Source organism: Bacteroides caecimuris (assembly GCF_001688725.2).
Taxonomy (GTDB): domain Bacteria; phylum Bacteroidota; class Bacteroidia; order Bacteroidales; family Bacteroidaceae; genus Bacteroides; species Bacteroides caecimuris.
The window spans coordinates 4,360,835-4,379,709 of sequence record NZ_CP015401.2; the positions used below are offsets into that span (position 1 = coordinate 4,360,835).

Genomic DNA, 18,875 nt, shown 5'->3' on the forward strand with positions numbered 1-18,875 from the left:
TGCGGTATGTGGCAACTGCGCTTATGCAACACATCCTGCGGGGGAGCTTTGAGGATGAATATGAAAAATCAGTATTCCTCTGTCTCCTCCGTCCCCTTTTATTCCTTCATCCCCTTTATCTCCTCCGTGTCCTCTGTGTCCTCTGTGGTGAAACCTTGAAACTTACATCATCATGTGCCTCCTAATGGAGAATTTCACAATCGCCATCGCATTGATAGACGCGAATGGAATATCCATCGGCTCGTGGTGAGTATTATAGCTCACGAGCTTTAGATGCCCTTCCTTGTCCGAACGGTTCACGTATTTGACAGCCAGATACTCGTCTCCGTCAATCATAAACGACACCAGGTATATTTCCCCGTAAATGACGTTTTCGAAACTGCTGATTTCCTTGTATCCGATAATGTCTCCCGATTTCAATATAGGGTACATGCTGTCCCCGTTTACATATACCGCGCCGTCGCAGACGGATATATTGGGGATCAATATCTTCCCCAGCGCATACTGCTGCTTGTTGGTGAACAATGTTTTCAAGTTCGCAGCTGCCGTAATGTCGTACAATGTCACGCTACGGTCGTCTATCGGTTCGGGCGTTTTCGGGTTGTGTATAATGTCGACTTCTCCCTGCGCCAGTTCGCTTTCACAAAATCTCGGCTGGTGCACGGGATTTCCTTTTCCCAACAATAGCCAGTTGTAGTCTACCTTGTTTCCGAACTTATCAAGCAATAACTTGAAATCAATACTGTTTCGTGCGCCCCAATTGGTGACTGTGGCTCTTGAAACTCCCAAGTATCCAGCTAGTTCGCTGTCTTTTTTCAGGTCTAACGCCTGTTTGGCACGCTTGATGATACCTAATACATCCAAATTTGTATCCATTCTGTTTTTTTATTTAAAAGACTAATTCCGGATTTATAAATGGCAGCTATATAATGGCTGACGAAAAAACTTTTCGTTTTCTATATGTTTATAATCAATGAGTTGTAAAATGGTTAAGATTAAAAACGAAAATCATAGTTTTCTTTATGAAAAAATATTCTATCTTTGTCCCATCGATTCATAGAAAATATTTCAAATATATAAATTAAAAATGGATATGCCATGCAAAACTTCAAGAAAAACACCAAAACCCTGAAAATTTCTCGTCCGCCACCTGCGGAAAGCTTGCTGATAGCTGTAAACAGCTCTCCTCTCAAGTATTAATAGCTCTTCTCTCAAGTATTAACAGCCAATTCTCTAACCATTAATACCTGAAACGCCAGATGTTAATACCTGGCAATAGGATAATAAAAGGATAACATATTGTATACGAATACTCCATATTTGGATGATTACAGGCTTGACTGATAAAAACTAGTATTTATAATTTATAATTGGATAACAAAATGAAAAACTCAGAAGTGCAAACACTGTTCGTTTGCGGATGTTGCAAACGCTCTCTTCCGGCAAGTGCCTTTTATATCAATAAGAAAACCGGTCTTCCCGGCAACTACTGTAAGGAATGTCGTAAAACTGTCAGCCGGAACCACCGGAAAAACGAGAAACGCTCCTTGGCATACGACAGGGAAAGCAATTATCCGGTAATTACCTCCACGGAAGATCCCACGTTGCGACGGGAGCTTATTCTGCATGCCCTTGAAACCGTAGCTGCCAGCATTGAACGGAAAAGGCGGAAAGTCCGCGAATCGGAATTTGAATACGAACCGGATGCCGAATCCCGGTCCGGCTCAGCCTTTGAATCGGGGTCAGAATCAAAATCAGAATTACAATTACAATCAAAATCAGGACCAAAACCAGAATTAGAATTGGCAGACTGATTTATAAAAACAATTAATATTATGGGACGAATAAAACAAGGGCTTGACTATTTCCCTTTGAATACCGATTTTATGCACGACCGTGTCGTGCGCCGTGTGATGAAGCGTGAAGGCGATTCCGCCTTCACAATCCTGCTCTATACCCTGTCTTATCTATATTCGGGCGAGGGTTATTATATTCATGTCGACGATGACTTCTACGACGAACTCTCCGACCGGCTTTTCAGCACGGACAACGACCGTGTTCGCAGGGTGCTTCGTCTGTTTGTGGAGTACGGTTTCTTCGATTCTTCGCTCTACGAACGTTACGGCATCCTGACTTCCGCCGACATTCAGCGGCAGTTCCTTTTTGTCACTAAACGCCGCAGTCGCCGTCATATTTCTCCAGACTACTGTCTGCTGCCGGATGAGGAAACCGTACACCCGGTCCTCCCGGATGCTGTTGCAGAAACCGCAGATATTGTAACGCAAACCCCCGATACTGTAACAGAATCCCCGGATACTGTAACAAAAAACACCCTCCTAAAAAGAAAAGAAAAGGAAAGGAAAGAAAACATCCTCCCTAACCCTCCTTTGCCCAAAGGAGGGGATGAGGAAGAAAAGGGAGGAGATTCTTCTAACAGAAAACCGGCGAAGAAGAAACGTGAGCTGACACAGTCGGATATTGACCGGATGCAAGCTCCTGCCGACGGGCATCCGCGCAACCTTTCCGGACTGTTGGAGAACCTTCGCCTTTATCGTATCCCTCCCTCCGAACAGTATGCAATCGTACTGAAAAGTAATTACGGTGAAATCGGAGGCAAGGTTTGGAAGGGTTTCGGTGTCATCCGGGCGAGTGCCGGAAAGATCAAACTGCCCGGTCATTATCTGTTGAGTATCCTGAATAACTGAATGAATAAGGGGTGTGATGCCGTTTTACTGCGTAATACGTTGTAAATAAGGTATATATAAATGAATATTCATATTAACGAATTTATTAACGCACATTTCCAAAATCTCTTGCACAGGCGGAAATAAGGCCTTATATTTGCATTGTCGATAAGCTTAAAGACACAGACTAACTAGAATTATTAACAACTAAAAAACTATTACAATTATGCCAGTATTGTACAAACCTTTCCAGTCAACTCTGGAAGACCAAAAAAGCGGTAAAAAACTCTTCTATCCCCGAGTTGTACGTTCGGGAAACGTAGATTCCGCACAACTTTCAAAAGAAATAGCCGCCTACTCTTCCCTCTCTCCGGGTGACGTGAAAAACACGCTCGACAACCTGGTGACGGTGATGACGCAACACTTGCAATCTTCGGAAAGCGTAAGCGTCGACGGTCTTGGTACCTTCCGTATGGTGATGGTGGCTCGTGGCAGAGGCGTGGAAACCTCCGACGAAGTGTCGGCTGCACAGGCTACGCTTACCGTCCGCTTCCAACCGGCAACGACTAAGAATCATGACCGTACTACCGCTACCCGTTCGATGGTGACCGGTGCGAAGTGTGTCCGCTATGATAAACTTGTTTCCGATGCGGGTAGCGCGGAAGGCGACAACTCCGGTGGAAGCGACAAGCCCGGTGGAGACGGTAATGGAGGGGGTGGAGAAGCGCCCGATCCGGCTGCATAAATGACGTCACGGCAGTGAGGAGTATACAAAATGTAAACGACAGACTTCGTAAGCTTAACTGAACATTTGACTTTTAGCTGAACATTGGCTTTTAGCTGAACATTGGCTTTTAATTAAACATTTGACTTTTAACTAAACTAAAAATCATCCGCTAACATGCGAATTATCAACTTAATCGTGGTGCATTGTAGCGCCACGCGGGGGGATTCTACACTCTCACCGGAAGCTTTGGACTTGATGCACCGGCGCCGCGGATTCAACGGAACAGGCTATCACTACTACATCCGCAAGGATGGAACAGTGCACCTCACCCGCCCCGTGGAACGCATCGGAGCACACACCAAAGGTTTCAACGCTCACTCGATAGGTATCTGCTATGAAGGTGGTCTGGACTGCCGGGGACGCCCGGCAGATACCCGGACTCCGGCGCAGCGGGCTACGCTCCGGCAACTTGTCTGGCAGCTACAGGAGAAATTCCCCGGCTGCCGGGTATGCGGACACCGGGATCTTTCGCCGGATCTCAATGGGAATGGTGAGATAGAACCGGAAGAGTGGGTTAAACAGTGCCCGTGCTTTGAGGTGGCAAAGGAATTCAAGAAGTTCAAGAATTATAAGGAATTCAAGGATTCCGGAGAATCCACAGCACAGGCGGAGAACATGGACGAACACAGAGTAAACTAAACTATTTAAAGAACAGAAAGGAGGTAAATGATGGCAATGAAGAAATCCGTATGGGACATGATCCTGAAGGTGGTTATCGCAGTGGCTTCGGCTTTGGCAGGCGTTTTGGGCGCTAATGCGATGAATCTGTAAAATAGCATTTTTGCCCTCGCAAGATAAATTGTTTGTCTTGCGTGGGCGATGTTTTCGTCTAAGAAAACTATTAAACTAAATATTGATAAATTTATGAATAGAAGATATATACAAGATGTTTTGAGTAATTTCCGGTGGAGATTACTGCTCTCTTTCATGGCTATCCTTGGTTGGCAGTCGTCGTCATACGGACAAGAGGATAGTAGTAAAAATCCTGCAGAAGCAGCTTTACAATCTCAAATTCGGAATGTAAAAACGCCTGCTGCTGCATCGTTGATGAAGAATATTGTTTATCCGATGGGAAATTGCACAGGATTGCCGGAAATAAAAATTCCCCTTTATGAGGTACATAGCGGAGAAATATCCTGCGTCCTGTTGTAAGAAAAGAGTATATCCGCTCACAATCGTACCTTGGGATTGAAACGCCCTACGTCGTTCCATTCGAGAATGTCTACAAACCTGGCAGTACGGTAATTCGTCGTTCGGATTCGGACGCAGGCGAGACCCGTGCTTCCTATTTGTATGATGACCGCGGCAACGTGCGCCAGGAAACTTTGGATGGCAATACACACATCGTTTATCTCTATGGAATGGGGTAATCTTCATGCGGTATTGCCTCCTGTGCTTTCAGATTTTATGAGGTATCCGGGCTCCCGGTGGAGTAATGCTGCCGATGAAGAGATTCGCCAGTATGCCTATCTTTACAAGTACGATGCCCGTTTCCGAATGATAGCCAAACGATTGCCCGGACAGGGGTGGGTACGTTATGTTTATGATAAGTCTGATCATCCTGTTCTCACGCAGGACTGCAAACAGCGCAAACGCGGTGAGTGGACCTTCTCCGTCACCGATCGGCTGGGGCGTGTCTGTCTGACCGGCATTTGCAGAAATCATTTTGCGCTTTCTCAAAGCTCTCTTGATACGGTAGTGAATGCCGTTCGTGACGATTTATCGGGTTTGTACAAAGGATACTCTATTTCCGGTATTCTGCTTATGAATGCGGAAGTGCTGAAGGTGAACTATTATGATGATTACAACTTCATGGGGAAGAATGGTTTTCCCTCCTCATCAGATGCAGACTACGGCTATGAGCCCCTTTCCGGTTATGGCGAACGCAAACAGAACGGTGCCGCCTCTCTGTTGACGGGGACACTGACTGCACATCGTGACAGCTCCGGTGTGGAAACTTTAGAATATCTCCCTTCCGTGATGTATTACGACTATCGCGGTAGAATGATTCAAAGTAAGAGTAGCAGCCATCTGTCAGGTGGAATTGAGAAGGAGTATGTCGGCTATGACTTCACCGGCCATCCGTTGAAACGCAGGTATGTTCATGCTGATTCCGGGCAATCTCCTTTTACGGAAGAATATAGCTACACATATGACCATATGGGCAGGCTAAACTATATGACACACAGCTTGAACGGAGGTCAAGAGATGGTGTTGGCGGACAACATATATGATGGTTTGGGGCGTTTGAGCAGCCACCTTCGAGGCAAAAGCAGTCGTCTTGAATCATGGTACGGTTATGATGTCCGTTCTCAACTGACGTCTGTGAACGGCTTTCTGTTCAATCAGAAGCTATATTACAACGAACAGCGTACGCCTGATGGTACGAACCGCCCTTGCTACAACGGCAATATCTCCGGTATGGACTGGTCTGTGGCATCGGATAACGTTATACGAGGGTATGATTATACTTATAACTGCCTTTCATGGTTGAAATCTGCCTCCTACTTGGAGGGAGGCATTCGTAAGCCCGGTTGTTTCGACACCTCATATACATATAACAAGAATGGCAATCTGACAGGTCTGAAACGTTATGGTCAAACCAATGAAGACGGTTACGGCTTGATTGACGATCTGCGTATCCGCCACTATGGCTACCAACTGAAATCCGTCTCCGACTCCGCTCCCTTTTCTGCTTGTCATGACGGTTTCGAATTTAAGGATGGCAGCTCTTCGGAGGTAGAATACGGTTATGATGAAAACGGCAATCTGACTAAAGATTTAAATAAGAATATTGTTGATATTCAATATAATTATTTAAATTTGCCCTGTCGGGTTGAGTTTGAGAATGGAAATAGTATCTCTTACCTGTATGATGCGAACGGTACGAAGCTTCGCACTACGTATGTGATAGGGAATGATACTACCGTAACTGACTACTGTGGCAATTTGATCTATGAAAATGGTGTTGCTAAGACGTTGTTAGTGGACGGTGGCTATGTCTCCTTGTCTGACCGGAAGTATCATTTCTATTTTCAGGACCATCAGGGGAACAACCGTGTGATTGCTGATGAGAATGGTAACATAGAGGAGGTGAATCATTATTATCCTTTTGGTGGTACATTTGCTTCGACTCCATCTGTCCAGCCTTACAAGTATAACGGGAAGGAACTGGATAGGAAAGGCGGGCTGGACTGGTATGACTATGGGGCGCGGATGTATGATGCGGCGTTGGGTAGATGGCATACGGTGGATCCGTTAAGTGAAAAGTATTATGGAGTAAGCCCTTATAACTATTGTTTGAATAACCCACTGAAATATATAGATTCAGATGGAAGACAAGTAATACCTGTGCCCGTACCTGCACCGTTGCCGGTATATTATCCGGTAACCTCGACAAATTACAGATATCCGACTACTTACGAAGTTAAGCAGGCTGTTAACAATGGATTGAATTCCGTTGTTGATTTTGTGAAAAGCAGTTTTACTTTGGGAGTTTTAACCACTGTCTCTACTGTAATTTCTGCGGATCATGCAATAAGCCCCGAATATAAACATCAACGAAATAGAGAAAGGAGGGAAAAAAGGGAATTGGATCAGAATCAGGCTAATGTGGCGAAAAGTATTGATACTAATGTGTCAGGCATGATGCCCAACGGAGATCCGGCACCGAAAAGAGATCCTAATGATGGTGGAAAGAAAACAAAAATAGGATTAGGGATTGTTGGTACAGGATTAGGGGTTGATGTAGCTTTGGAAGTAAGTAATGTAATCATTCTATTTTCCGCCACGACAATTTTATCGGCTGTTTTTCAGCCGATAAAATAAAAATGCCCGCAAGAAAATATTTTTGTTTTAACATTCCGGTTTATAAAAACATGGTAGAAGAGTCTTCTTGTCGCAGTCCTTACCATGAAGAATACATTCGAACAGGTGCTTCAGGTAATCCTGAGGGTCTATGCCATTAAGCTTACAGCTTTCTATCAGAGAGAAGATGAATGCCGAGTTTTCTGCCGCATCCTCACTGCCTATGTTCATACAGTTCTTGAGCAACAGCTTTACCGGTTTCATCCTTTGTTCACAGAGGTTGTTCGATATTTCCGCTGCACCGTCCTTGAGGATATTTCTCAGGGACTTCCACTGGTTTAACGTATAATTGACAGCCTTTCTCATCAGTTCGTTAGCCATAATCTTCGCATCCTGCATCATCATGACCACCTTATGATGGATACTTTCAAGGATCGGTCCTGTAAGCTTCCGTCTTTTCCCCTTTATCTGCTCACCGCTGAGCTTCATGGTGCGGAACAGCTCTTCATTCATGAACATATCGCCGATGGAGTCTATTATCTCCATCGCTGTCCTGTCCGAAGGCAAGGCGTCAACCCACAACCTTCTGCAGTGCGTCCAGCATCCTATATGAAGCACCTTTGAGTCTTCTCCATCAAACATTCTGTAAACCGTATATCCGTCAGTGGACAGGGTCCCCATAAAATGTTCCAGGAACGACTTCGCCACATCGGATGACCTGCTGCCGTTGTTATAGTGATAATAGACCATCTTCATATGCTTTGCAAAGAATGCCCATAAGTACTTTCTCCTGTAAGCCTTGCCTTCCTTTGTTTCGATGCCTACAAGTTCGGTCGTCTCATCAACCATAAGATATTCAGCCTGCTGTACAAACCCCTTGAATACCTCTCCGATAAAATCCTTGAGTTTGGCGATTCCGTTATGGATATAGCTGTTCAGTGTGGTGTTGCTTATGTGGATGCCCTCTCTGGCAAGCAGTCTTATCTGTCTGTTCTCAGGCATACTGAAGTCATATTTCAGACAGAGCAGACGGGCAAGCAGTTCAGGGGAGAAAATACCTCCAAGTTTTTTCAGCGGATGTTCCATTGTGCTTACAAAAGTTCCGTCTGCAAGCTTTACCCTTGCCACTTTATACACATGCTCCACGTTATGAGCCCTTACATGTTCTATAACCCTGTATTCCCACACATCAGGCATACCGTTGCGGTTCATGAACCGTCCTCCTTCGGGAAGCGTGTAATACTCGTCCACTTCATGTACTACCACTTTGTCAACTTTCAATTTGGTTTTCACGGCACGTGGTGCAGTTTCCTTTCTTCTTGAAGGTTGGCTGTTCTGTGCAGGTGTGCTACCAGAAATGGTACTGCTGCCGGTTTCGTTACCGTCAGCCTTATCGTTGTCATCATCCTTTCTGTCAGAACCGTCATATTCGGACTTATGCAGTGCAGACTTGTCAAGGTTACGGTTGTTCAGCAGCCTTCTTTGCTCGGAAGTACGACCGAAACGGTGTTTCCTGCTGTCCTCAAGCTGAAGCCTGAGATTGGAAATCTCGTTTGCCAGCATCCTGTTCACCTCGTCTTTTGCTTCAAGCTGCTTTCTCATAAGCTCCATTTCTTTCCTATAATTTTCAACCGTAGTTGATTGCTTTTCGAGGGAATCTTTGAGGTCATTGATTGTATCAACCAGAGCCTTGGAGTTCTTTTTATTGGAATCTTCAATGGCCTTAAGCCTCGCAATCAGTTCGTTTACCTGTTTGCGAAGCCCTGCCTTTTCCTCATTCGCCAGACCCAACTGGCAGCAAAGTAACTCGTATGCCCTTTCATCAATCATGATATAAAGATACGAAAAATCAGGCAGTTACGCAAACTTTTTACTGTTTATTTTTATTATTCCATTGGATATCAATACCTTGTTATTCATCTTTAGGGCTTACATACATCCTGTCGACTACGATGCTTTCCGTCAGGTATGCCATATCAGACCACTGGATCCGGTAGCATCTGGAAACTTCATCAAATACAGGTTTCTTGAATTTCCCCATAACAGGACGTTTCTCGTAAAGCACATAAAAACCGCGTTCATAATGAAGTATCTTCACAACCTTACGGTTCCTGGACATGAACATATAGACGTTGGAGGCATCGCTCAGGTCAAGTGACATCTCTTCCCTTATACTCTCACATAATCGGAAAATACCTTTCCGCAAATCCACATTACCGTTGAACAGATAATAGTTCAGGTTAGTACTCAGTCCAAGCATATCATCCTATCATTTTATTAAGCAACAAACTCAAATCAAGAACAGTGGTGTTTTTCAGGAACAGCGTTGCGCCTGATGCCAATTGTAATTTTACCCATCTTATCGGAGCTTCACCTTCGGGCTGTCTCACTTCCATTTTCACGGTTGGACTGTTGCAGGGATTGCCGGTTATCTGCACCTTGGCTACCTTGGGCTGTTCCACCCGGACTGTCTTGCCTAACTTCTCACTCCATAACTGGTGGCGCTGCCAGTTCATGAACTTGTCGTAATTCACTCCATAATCCGCACAGAACTCGCGAAGGTCTTTGGTTTCGCAGCACAGCTGATAGAGGTCGTACACCTCCTGGTAGTTTACTTTTTCTTTTGCCATAATCTTTGTTAGTAATTGGTTATGGCGCAAAGATATGCTGGGTTGCGATGCGTGTCAAGGCGGAAAATAGAATGGTTACGTAAGTAATCCTGAACCGGAAAAAGGAAATGTAATAGAATCCCATACTAAGTCTGAAATACAACGCATTGAGTCTAATGAGCCGACATTTTGGGAAAAATTGGTGAATTTTATAGTCAAATAATTAGTAATATATGAAGCAGTTTCTTGTATTATTCTTCAATAAAACTTTTCTTATATATCTTGCTTTGCACATAGCAAGTCATATTATATATCCATATTTATATGATTTTCCTTACTTATTGGCCATTAAAATAGTAATGTTGATCATTGCGATTGCTGAGTTGGTAGGTATGATATTATATATTAAAGCCTCTCGTAAACTTCAAAAGAGGTTGTCTATAACAGTTAATAGTAAGGTTAGAGATTCTTATCAGACTATAGAGATTTTGTCCACATGCTTCTTTTTTGTTTACTGTTTTATACCGGAGAAATATATTATGCCTAATTATATAATGATACTTTTATTGGGGGGCTATGTAGGTTTTAGACTAGCGATAAGAGTAAATCAGTATATGGGTAAGGAGAAAAACAAAAATGGATAAGAAAACAGCTTGTTTGTTAAATTAATATTAATTTGTGCTCTGGTATGACTCCTCATTACGAGGCGAAATATGCCAGAGTACACTCTATAAGATAATTTGTAACATCTAAAATCATTGTAAGATGAGAACTTATTTCTGTCACTTTGCCAATAAAATAAAGTTACCGCTATACTGTATAGTGATATTCATTGCTATTCTCCGAGAATATATAGTAATTACATCTAATAATTATTACATATCATTAAGAGTCTTAATCTTATTGGGGGTGTTTATCGTAGCAATTTGTAATATAATAGAGCCATACTCTTTTAAATGTGTAGTGAGCAACAAGGATAAGAAGCTTAAAGAATATATTTATCTTAATTCTTATCGAATTATAGAGACTATTTTTAATTGGTACTTCTTTTTGTTTGCTTTATTGCAATTGAATAAAGTCTCAATATTTTTTAGCTATTTCATGCTACTGATATTAGGACTTTATTATGGAAATAAAATTGTTTATCAAAAATTGCATGATAATGCTTGAAACTAATTGTAGGAGATAAATGCGCTGTAGGAAGTGCAGCAGCAGTTATACAATCAATAGATGAAGGAACACAACTTTCTGTAAAAATGCCATAAACTTCTTCAAACAAAGAAGAAATAAAAGAACCACAAAAAAACAATAATTGGTTACAAACTATAATAGATTTATTCAAATGAAATATGTAAATATTAGATTTCACTAGTGGGCACTTTAAATTGAACATTGTTCTTGTTTGACCATTTCCTCTGCTGAATCGAATGTTGTCTCTTCCATTTTTCCGCTTTGTCGAAATGTTAATAGTCTATCATAGTCTCATCAATTCAGGTATAGAAACGCGGGTTTCTTCGTTAATCTGACTTTTTAATCTTTCTTCAACAAGATATCTTGTTCCGATATAAGCTGTCAAAACTACTCTTAGTATTGTATCAGAGACAACTCTTCTATTAAAAGTCCTTAACGAAACCCCAATCCATCACTTTTTATTTGTTTCTTTGCACCAAATTCGGGTATAGTGTTGTCTTGTCATTCGAGGCAGCACTTAATTTTGCTTAGATAGTTAATGGAGAAACTCAGTATAAATGCTTGTCCAGTGTGTGGCGGTGCGCACTTGAAACGCGTCATGACTTGCACGGATTTTTATGCTTCGGGCGAACAGTTTGAACTGTATTCGTGTGAGGACTGTGGATTTACATTCACACAAGGAGTCCCCGTGGAAGCAGAGATAGGCAAGTATTATGAGACTCCCGACTATATCTCTCACACCAATACGCGTAAAGGCGCGATGAATAATATCTACCATTATGTACGTTCCTATATGCTGGGCCGCAAAGCACGCCTGGTAGCTAAGGAAGCGCATCGTAAAACAGGGCGTTTGCTTGATATAGGTACGGGAACCGGTTACTTTTCCGACACGATGGTTCGCCGGGGATGGAAAGTGGAGGCGGTGGAGAAAAGTCCGCAGGCACGTGAGTTTGCGAAGCTGCATTTCGATCTGGACGTAAAGCCCGAATCGGCTCTGAAAGAGTTTGCTCCCGACAGCTTTGATGTTATCACCCTTTGGCATGTGATGGAACATTTGGAACATCTTGATGAGGTGTGGCAGCGACTTCATGAGTTGCTGACAGAAAAAGGAGTATTGATTGTAGCTGTACCCAACTGTTCTTCTTATGATGCTCAACGCTACGGCGAGTATTGGGCGGCTTACGACGTTCCCCGTCATCTCTGGCATTTTACTCCGGGCACTATACAACAATTGGCTTCCCGTCATGGCTTTATTATGGCGGCGCGTCATCCGATGCCGTTCGATGCGTTCTACGTATCCATGTTGAGCGAGAAACATCGTGGCAGTTCGTGCAGTTTCCTGAAAGGGATGTTTGCCGGGACGTTGGCCTGGTTCAATGCTTTGGGAAGGAAAGAACGCAGCAGTTCCATGATTTATGTATTCCGAAAAAAGAGATAACGCATGGGAAATCAAAGCAAATATAAGTCAGGTTCGATTTTCGATATGCAGTTCATCACGTTGAGTATCAGTACGACACTGGTGTTGTTGTTGCTGGGACTGGTTGTCTTCTTCGTATTAACAGCGCACAATCTTTCTGTATACGTCCGCGAGAATATCAGTTTCTCCGTTCTTATCAGTGACGATATGAAAGAAGCGGATATACTGAAACTTCAGAAGAAACTGAATCAGGAACCTTTCGTGAAACAATCCGAATACATCTCTAAAAAACAAGCATTGAAAGAGCAGACGGAGGCAATGGGAACCGACCCGGAAGAATTCCTGGGCTATAACCCCTTTACCGCTTCTATCGAAATCAAGCTCCATTCCGACTATGCCAACTCCGACAGCATCGCGAGGATAGAGAAAATGATTAAAAAGAACACCAATATTCAAGACGTGCTCTATCGAAAGGAACTGATTGACGCTGTGAATGATAATATACGAAATATCAGCCTGGTGCTACTCGCTCTGGCAGTGGTGCTCACTTTTATTTCTTTTGCCCTGATAAACAATACGATAAGGCTGGCCATCTACTCGAAACGCTTCCTCATTCATACAATGAAACTGGTAGGGGCGAGTTGGGGATTCATCCGAGGACCATTCCTCCGAAAGAATGTATGGAGCGGAATACTGGCAGCCATTGTTGCCGATTCCATATTGATGGGAACCGCTTATTGGGCGGTGACGTACGAGCAGGAATTGCTTCAGGTCATCACGCCTGAAGTCATGTTGATTGTCTGTGCAAGCGTATTGGTATTTGGAATTGTAATAACGTGGCTATGTGCCTATTTCTCTATGAATAAATACTTGAGAATGAAAGCAAACAGCCTGTACTATATTTAAAATTAATAAACTTATGTCTGACAAGCAAAAATTTGCCTTTGATAAAGTGAACTTTATCTTGCTCGCGATAGGGATGGCGATTGTTATTATCGGCTTTCTATTGATGACGGGACCAGCATCGTCCGAAACTGCTTTTGAACCCGATATTTTCAGTGTACGCAGAATCAAGGTAGCGCCGGCCGTTTGCCTGTTTGGTTTCTTGTCTATGATATATGCCGTATTGCGTAAGCCTAAAACAAAAGTAGAACAATAAAGAAGTATGAGTTGGTTAGAAGCATTGATTCTTGGGCTGATTCAGGGACTGACAGAGTACTTGCCTGTAAGTAGTAGTGGCCATTTGGCCATTGGGTCGGCATTGTTTGGGATACAGGGGGAGGAGAATCTGGCATTCACGATTGTGGTACATGTAGCTACGGTGTGTAGCACGCTGGTGATTTTATGGAAAGAGATAGACTGGATTTTCCGCGGGTTGTTCAAGTTTCAGATGAACGACGAGACGCGATATGTCATCAACATATTGATTTCAATGATACCGATTGGTATCGTAGGAGTGTTCTTTAAGGATTATGTGGAGGCGATTTTTGGTTCAGGACTGCTGATCGTGGGCTGTATGTTGTTGTTGACTGCCGCCCTGCTGACTTTCTCTTATTACTATAAGCCGCGTCAGAAAGAAAAAATCTCGATGAAGGATGCTTTGATTATCGGTATCGCACAAGCTTGCGCGGTTATGCCGGGGTTGTCCCGCTCGGGTTCTACCATTGCTACGGGGCTTCTGTTGGGCGATAACAAGGCGAAATTGGCGCAATTTTCTTTCCTGATGGTTATTCCGCCTATCTTGGGGGAAGCGTTGCTCGACGGGATGAAGATGATGAAGGGCGAAGATGTGGTAGGTGATATTCCTGCGTTGTCGCTGATTGTCGGTTTTCTGGCTGCTTTCGTGGCGGGTTGCCTGGCTTGTAAGTGGATGATTAATGTGGTGAAGAAAGGAAAACTGATCTATTTCGCTATCTATTGCGCGATAGCAGGATTAGTAACGATTATATTGAGCTGATGAATTTTAAAAAAGGAGAAGTACTGTTTTTCAATAAACCTCTTGGCTGGACTTCATTTAAGGTAGTAGGGCATGCCCGCTATCATATTTGCCGTCGGATAGGGGTGAAAAAGCTGAAAGTCGGCCATGCCGGAACGCTGGATCCTCTTGCAACGGGAGTAATGATTGTATGCACAGGCAAGGCAACGAAGAGAATAGAGGAGTTTCAATATCATACGAAGGAGTACGTCGCAACGTTGCGTTTGGGCGCTACTACCCCGTCGTACGATTTGGAGCATGAGATAGATGCCACCTACCCTACTGAGCATATCACGCGGGAACTGGTGGAAGAAGTGCTGGCGCGTTTTATCGGTGCGATAGAACAAGTGCCGCCTGCTTTTTCCGCCTGCATGGTAGATGGTAAACGTGCCTACGAACTGGCGCGGAAAGGCGAGGAAGTTGAACTAAAGGCAAAGCAGCTTGTTATCGACGAGATTGAATTGCTGGAATGTCGCTTGGACGATCCGGAACCGATGGTGCGAATCCGTGTCGTATGCAGCAAAGGGACATATATTCGTGCTTTGGCGCGTGACATTGGTGAAGCGCTCCACAGCGGTGCCCATCTGACAGGATTGATCCGCACCCGTGTAGGTGACGTCCGGTTGGAAGACTGCCTGAACCCCGAACACTTTAAAGAGTGGATTGACGGACAGGAAATAGAAAATGAGGAAGAAAATAATTAACGTAATAAGGAATAGATATGAAATTATCACAATTCAAATTCAAGTTACCCGAGGATAAGATTGCTCTGCATCCTATGAAATATAGGGATGAGTCTCGTTTGATGGTACTGCATCGTAAAACAGGTAAGATTGAACACAAGATGTTCAAGGAAGTTTTGGACTACTTTGATGACAAGGATGTGTTTATATTCAATGATACGAAGGTATTCCCTGCGCGTTTGTACGGTAACAAGGAGAAGACGGGTGCTCGTATCGAAGTATTCTTGTTGCGTGAGTTGAATGAAGAACTTCGTTTGTGGGACGTATTGGTCGATCCGGCACGTAAGATCCGTATCGGTAACAAACTGTATTTCGGTCCGGACGATTCGATGGTGGCGGAAGTAATCGACAATACCACCTCGCGTGGACGTACGCTCCGTTTCCTTTACGACGGTCCTCACGATGAATTCAAGAAAGCTCTCTACGAACTGGGCGAAACTCCCCTTCCCCACTCTATCATCAACCGTCCCGTAGAACCGGAAGATGCCGAACGCTTTCAGTCTATCTTTGCGAAGAACGAAGGTGCGGTGACTGCTCCGACTGCCAGCCTGCATTTCAGCCGTGAATTGATGAAACGTTTGGAAATCAAAGGTATAGACTTTGCATATATCACTCTGCATGCCGGTTTGGGTAATTTCCGCGACATTGACGTAGAGGACTTGACAAAGCACAAAATGGACTCCGAACAGATGTTTGTAGACGAGATGGCGGTGAAAACCGTCAACCGTGCCAAAGATAACGGCAAGAATGTGTGTGCGGTAGGTACGACCGTGATGCGTGCCATCGAAAGCGCAGTCAGCACCGACGGACATCTGAAAGAATTTGAGGGATGGACTAATAAGTTTATCTTCCCGCCGTATGAATTTACCGTAGCCAATGCAATGATTTCCAACTTCCACATGCCCCTTTCCACGCTGCTGATGATTGTGGCTGCTTTCGGGGGCTATGAGCAGGTGATGGATGCTTATCATGTAGCATTGAAGGAAGGTTACCGTTTCGGCACGTATGGAGATGCCATGCTGATTTTGGACAAATAATGGCAAAAGTTTATTTGGGACTCGGCACTAACCTTGGAGATAAAGAACAGAATCTTCGGGATGCCGTGCAAAAAATAGAAGAGCAGATAGGGAAAGTCATTTCCCTGTCTGCTTTTTATGTTACTGCCCCTTGGGGTTTTGCTTCTGAAAACAGTTTCCTGAATGCGGCGGCTTGTGTAGAAACGGATTTATCTCCATTGGAAGTATTGCAAGAGACGCAAATGATTGAAAGGGAGTTGGGCCGTACCCAAAAGTCCGTCGATGGAATATATAGCGACCGCCTGATTGATATCGACCTGTTGCTTTATGAAGATTTGGTGCTTTCTGTGACCTCTGCTTCCGGAGCAGAGCTGACCCTCCCCCATCCGTTGATGGCAGAACGTGACTTCGTTATGAAACCACTGGCGGAGATTGCTCCGGACATCCTGCACCCTGTGTTGGGAAAGACAATGAAAGGTATTCTGGGCGCACTCTGACCCTTGTTCGGTGGGCATATATACTCACCGTGCTGGGCATATATGACAGCACGGTGGATATATATATCCAGTATGGTGAGTATATATACACACCAAACAGGCTATTTATTTCTTTTTCTCCGCAATAAACACCGGCAAATAGGCGATGCATCCTATCAGTGTTGCATACAGCAAATGAATCTCCTGAAACGGCTTGTCGATGAAATGGCAGACAATGGCGTAGATAGCAATCGTGAATCCTACATAAAGCGCCAGCACCAAAAGCGTTTTTAATTTCTTATTTAGAATCATTATAAATCTATTTATGTGTTAAATACGCGTCAAAGATACTCATTATCTCCGAAATCTCTTTATCTTTGCAACCGAAATGAAAGTGTGGACAGATTTGAGTAGCTTGCAACCACGGAAAAAAATGCTAAAACACGTCTGATTGACGCCTTTCGGCTTATCCTTTGCAGCACTCGCCTCTCCTACTCTCTCATTCTTGATTCTTATTTTTTAATTCTTAATTTAAGAAAGATGGGATACTTATTTACATCCGAATCGGTGTCAGAAGGACACCCCGACAAGGTAGCCGATCAAATATCGGATGCCGTGCTTGACAAACTGTTGGCTTACGACCCCAGTTCGAAAGTAGCTTGCGAAACACTAGTGACTACCGGACAAGTGGTGCTAGCGGGTGAAGTGAAAACAAAAGCGTACGTTGACCTACAGCTCATCGCACGCGAAGTGATTAAGAAAATCGGTTATACCAAAGGAGAGTATATGTTCGAAAGCAACTCTTGTGGTGTACTTTCCGCCATTCATGAGCAAAGCCCCGATATCAACCGTGGTGTGGAACGTCAGGACCCGATGGAACAGGGCGCAGGCGACCAGGGTATGATGTTCGGCTACGCAACGAATGAGACGGAAAACTACATGCCGCTTTCTCTTGATTTGGCACACCGCATTCTGCAAGTGCTGGCCGACATCCGCCGTGAAGGCAAGGTGATGACTTATCTCCGCCCCGATGCCAAAAGCCAGGTTACTATCGAATATGACGACAACGGAACCCCTGTCCGCATTGATACAATCGTTGTTTCTACGCAACATGATGACTTTATCCAGCCGGAAGACGACTCGCAAGCCGCTCAGTTGAAAGCTGACGAAGAGATGCTGGCTATTATCCGCCGTGATGTGATCGAGATTCTGATGCCCCGTGTGATTGCTTCTATCCATCATGATAAAGTATTGGCATTGTTCAATGATAAAATCATCTATCATGTGAATCCTACCGGAAAATTCGTGATCGGTGGTCCTCACGGAGATACCGGTCTGACGGGCCGTAAGATTATCGTTGATACTTACGGCGGCAAAGGTGCTCACGGTGGTGGTGCTTTCTCCGGAAAAGATCCTAGCAAGGTAGACCGTAGTGCGGCCTATGCAGCACGTCACATCGCAAAGAATATGGTGGCGGCAGGCGTGGCAGACGAAATGCTTGTACAGGTAAGCTATGCTATCGGTGTGGCTCGTCCCATCAATATCTTTGTCGATACTTACGGTCGTTCTCACGTCAATATGACCGACGGCGAGATTGCCCGTGTTATCGACCAATTGTTCGATCTTCGCCCGAAAGCTATCGAGGAACGTCTGAAACTTCGTAATCCTATTTATCAGGAAACTGCCGCTTATGGTCACATGGGACGTGAACCGCAAGTGGTTACGAAGAAATTCTTCTCTCGTTACGAAGGAGACAAAACTGTGGAAGTGGAACTCTTTACATGGGAGAAGCTCGACTACGTAGATAAAATTAAAGCTGCTTTTGGTCTGTAAAACAGTCTGAAACGAGGCTTAGCTTATGAAGAAAGAGCTGCCATTTCAACTTCCTTTATGAGGAGATTGAAGTTGCAGCTCTTGATGTTTAATAATTTAACGCAGTCCGATATGACTTCGTCCGCATGGTTTGAGGCTGTCTAAAAACTCGTTAGTAATTCTAATTCCCCTCCTTCGGGAAGGAGGGGTGTCCGAAGGACGGGGTGGTAGGATAAACAAGATTCTTCCTATTTTATTGTAGATGACAGACTTATGTATTTTAATATGTGTTTACCACCCAAATGGAAACTCGTCCTGACAATACCTTATCTATGTTGAAATCAACCGCCTATCCATA

The 18,875-nt window shown here is 44.0% G+C and carries 21 protein-coding genes; 16 read left to right on the top strand and 5 right to left on the bottom strand.

From position 1 onward, the window contains the following. Positions 1-162: 162 nt before the first annotated feature. Positions 163-876, bottom strand: a complete 714-nt coding sequence (locus A4V03_RS18770) for a LexA family transcriptional regulator (RefSeq protein WP_065539927.1) — start codon at positions 874-876, stop codon at positions 163-165. Between the two features lie 506 nt (positions 877-1,382). On the opposite strand from A4V03_RS18770, the gene A4V03_RS18775 reads away from it, so the two are divergent. The 7 genes from A4V03_RS18775 to A4V03_RS21400 all read left to right on the top strand — a co-directional run bounded on the left by A4V03_RS18775 (position 1,383) and on the right by A4V03_RS21400 (position 7,299). Next, complete coding sequence (locus A4V03_RS18775; RefSeq protein ID WP_065539928.1) at positions 1,383-1,814, top strand: hypothetical protein; 432 nt, start codon at positions 1,383-1,385, stop codon at positions 1,812-1,814. Between the two features lie 21 nt (positions 1,815-1,835). Further along, positions 1,836-2,705 carry a DUF4373 domain-containing protein gene (locus tag A4V03_RS18780; protein ID WP_065539929.1) on the top strand — a complete coding sequence of 290 codons (870 nt, stop codon included), beginning with the start codon at positions 1,836-1,838 and terminating at the stop codon, positions 2,703-2,705. 205 nt (positions 2,706-2,910) lie between these two features. Beyond that, complete coding sequence (locus A4V03_RS18785) at positions 2,911-3,429, top strand: HU family DNA-binding protein (protein WP_065539930.1); 519 nt, start codon at positions 2,911-2,913, stop codon at positions 3,427-3,429. A 156-nt stretch (positions 3,430-3,585) separates the two neighbouring features. After that, positions 3,586-4,110 (top strand): N-acetylmuramoyl-L-alanine amidase, encoded by a 525-nt coding sequence (locus A4V03_RS18790; protein ID WP_071807706.1) that lies wholly within the window; start codon positions 3,586-3,588, stop codon positions 4,108-4,110. Positions 4,111-4,146: 36 nt separating this feature from the next. Then, positions 4,147-4,242 carry a smalltalk protein gene (locus A4V03_RS20915; RefSeq protein WP_005681936.1) on the top strand — a complete coding sequence of 32 codons (96 nt, stop codon included), beginning with the start codon at positions 4,147-4,149 and terminating at the stop codon, positions 4,240-4,242. Positions 4,243-4,335: 93 nt separating this feature from the next. Next, positions 4,336-4,623, top strand: a complete 288-nt coding sequence (locus tag A4V03_RS18795; RefSeq protein ID WP_141243555.1) for a hypothetical protein — start codon at positions 4,336-4,338, stop codon at positions 4,621-4,623. A gap of 177 nt (positions 4,624-4,800) precedes the next feature. Continuing rightward, on the top strand, positions 4,801-7,299 hold the full coding sequence (locus tag A4V03_RS21400; RefSeq protein ID WP_158213956.1) for an RHS repeat domain-containing protein: 2,499 nt from the start codon (positions 4,801-4,803) through the stop codon (positions 7,297-7,299). Positions 7,300-7,326: 27 nt separating this feature from the next. Here A4V03_RS21400 and tnpC read toward each other — a convergent pair whose 3' ends face one another. The 3 genes from tnpC to A4V03_RS18815 all read right to left on the bottom strand — a co-directional run bounded on the left by tnpC (position 7,327) and on the right by A4V03_RS18815 (position 9,908). Then, on the bottom strand, positions 7,327-9,108 hold the full coding sequence (tnpC, locus tag A4V03_RS18805; protein ID WP_065539933.1) for an IS66 family transposase: 1,782 nt from the start codon (positions 9,106-9,108) through the stop codon (positions 7,327-7,329). A gap of 82 nt (positions 9,109-9,190) precedes the next feature. Then, positions 9,191-9,538 carry an IS66 family insertion sequence element accessory protein TnpB gene (gene tnpB / locus A4V03_RS18810; protein ID WP_065539934.1) on the bottom strand — a complete coding sequence of 116 codons (348 nt, stop codon included), beginning with the start codon at positions 9,536-9,538 and terminating at the stop codon, positions 9,191-9,193. Between the two features lies 1 nt (position 9,539). Further along, on the bottom strand, positions 9,540-9,908 hold the full coding sequence (locus tag A4V03_RS18815; protein WP_065539935.1) for a hypothetical protein: 369 nt from the start codon (positions 9,906-9,908) through the stop codon (positions 9,540-9,542). 212 nt (positions 9,909-10,120) lie between these two features. On the opposite strand from A4V03_RS18815, the gene A4V03_RS18820 reads away from it, so the two are divergent. From A4V03_RS18820 to folK, 8 genes are all read left to right on the top strand, one after another. Next, the gene (locus tag A4V03_RS18820; RefSeq protein ID WP_065539936.1) at positions 10,121-10,531 is read left to right on the top strand and encodes a hypothetical protein; all 411 of its coding nucleotides are present in this window, start codon (positions 10,121-10,123) and stop codon (positions 10,529-10,531) included. Between the two features lie 1,085 nt (positions 10,532-11,616). Beyond that, positions 11,617-12,516 carry a methyltransferase domain-containing protein gene (locus A4V03_RS18830; protein WP_065539938.1) on the top strand — a complete coding sequence of 300 codons (900 nt, stop codon included), beginning with the start codon at positions 11,617-11,619 and terminating at the stop codon, positions 12,514-12,516. A 3-nt stretch (positions 12,517-12,519) separates the two neighbouring features. Further along, positions 12,520-13,401 carry a cell division protein FtsX gene (locus tag A4V03_RS18835; protein ID WP_065539939.1) on the top strand — a complete coding sequence of 294 codons (882 nt, stop codon included), beginning with the start codon at positions 12,520-12,522 and terminating at the stop codon, positions 13,399-13,401. Between the two features lie 13 nt (positions 13,402-13,414). Further along, a complete protein-coding gene (locus tag A4V03_RS18840) occupies positions 13,415-13,654 on the top strand; it encodes a DUF3098 domain-containing protein (RefSeq protein WP_065539940.1) in 240 nt (79 codons plus the stop codon). A gap of 6 nt (positions 13,655-13,660) precedes the next feature. Beyond that, positions 13,661-14,452 (top strand): undecaprenyl-diphosphate phosphatase, encoded by a 792-nt coding sequence (locus A4V03_RS18845; protein WP_022139148.1) that lies wholly within the window; start codon positions 13,661-13,663, stop codon positions 14,450-14,452. Further along, positions 14,452-15,174: a tRNA pseudouridine(55) synthase TruB gene (truB, locus tag A4V03_RS18850; protein WP_065539941.1), complete on the top strand. Its 723-nt coding sequence runs from the start codon at positions 14,452-14,454 to the stop codon at positions 15,172-15,174. Before A4V03_RS18845 ends, truB begins: the two co-directional genes overlap by 1 nt. Positions 15,175-15,191: 17 nt before the next feature. After that, on the top strand, positions 15,192-16,250 hold the full coding sequence (gene queA / locus A4V03_RS18855; RefSeq protein ID WP_024988532.1) for a tRNA preQ1(34) S-adenosylmethionine ribosyltransferase-isomerase QueA: 1,059 nt from the start codon (positions 15,192-15,194) through the stop codon (positions 16,248-16,250). Then, complete coding sequence (gene folK / locus A4V03_RS18860; RefSeq protein ID WP_065539942.1) at positions 16,250-16,726, top strand: 2-amino-4-hydroxy-6-hydroxymethyldihydropteridine diphosphokinase; 477 nt, start codon at positions 16,250-16,252, stop codon at positions 16,724-16,726. Before queA ends, folK begins: the two co-directional genes overlap by 1 nt. A 105-nt stretch (positions 16,727-16,831) precedes the next feature. On the opposite strand, the gene A4V03_RS18865 is transcribed toward folK, so the two are convergent. Then, on the bottom strand, positions 16,832-17,017 hold the full coding sequence (locus A4V03_RS18865; protein WP_024988534.1) for a hypothetical protein: 186 nt from the start codon (positions 17,015-17,017) through the stop codon (positions 16,832-16,834). 228 nt (positions 17,018-17,245) lie between these two features. Here A4V03_RS18865 and metK point away from each other — a divergent pair, with 228 nt between their 5' ends. Next, the gene (gene metK / locus A4V03_RS18870) at positions 17,246-18,538 is read left to right on the top strand and encodes a methionine adenosyltransferase (protein WP_065539943.1); all 1,293 of its coding nucleotides are present in this window, start codon (positions 17,246-17,248) and stop codon (positions 18,536-18,538) included. Positions 18,539-18,875 lie beyond the last annotated feature (337 nt).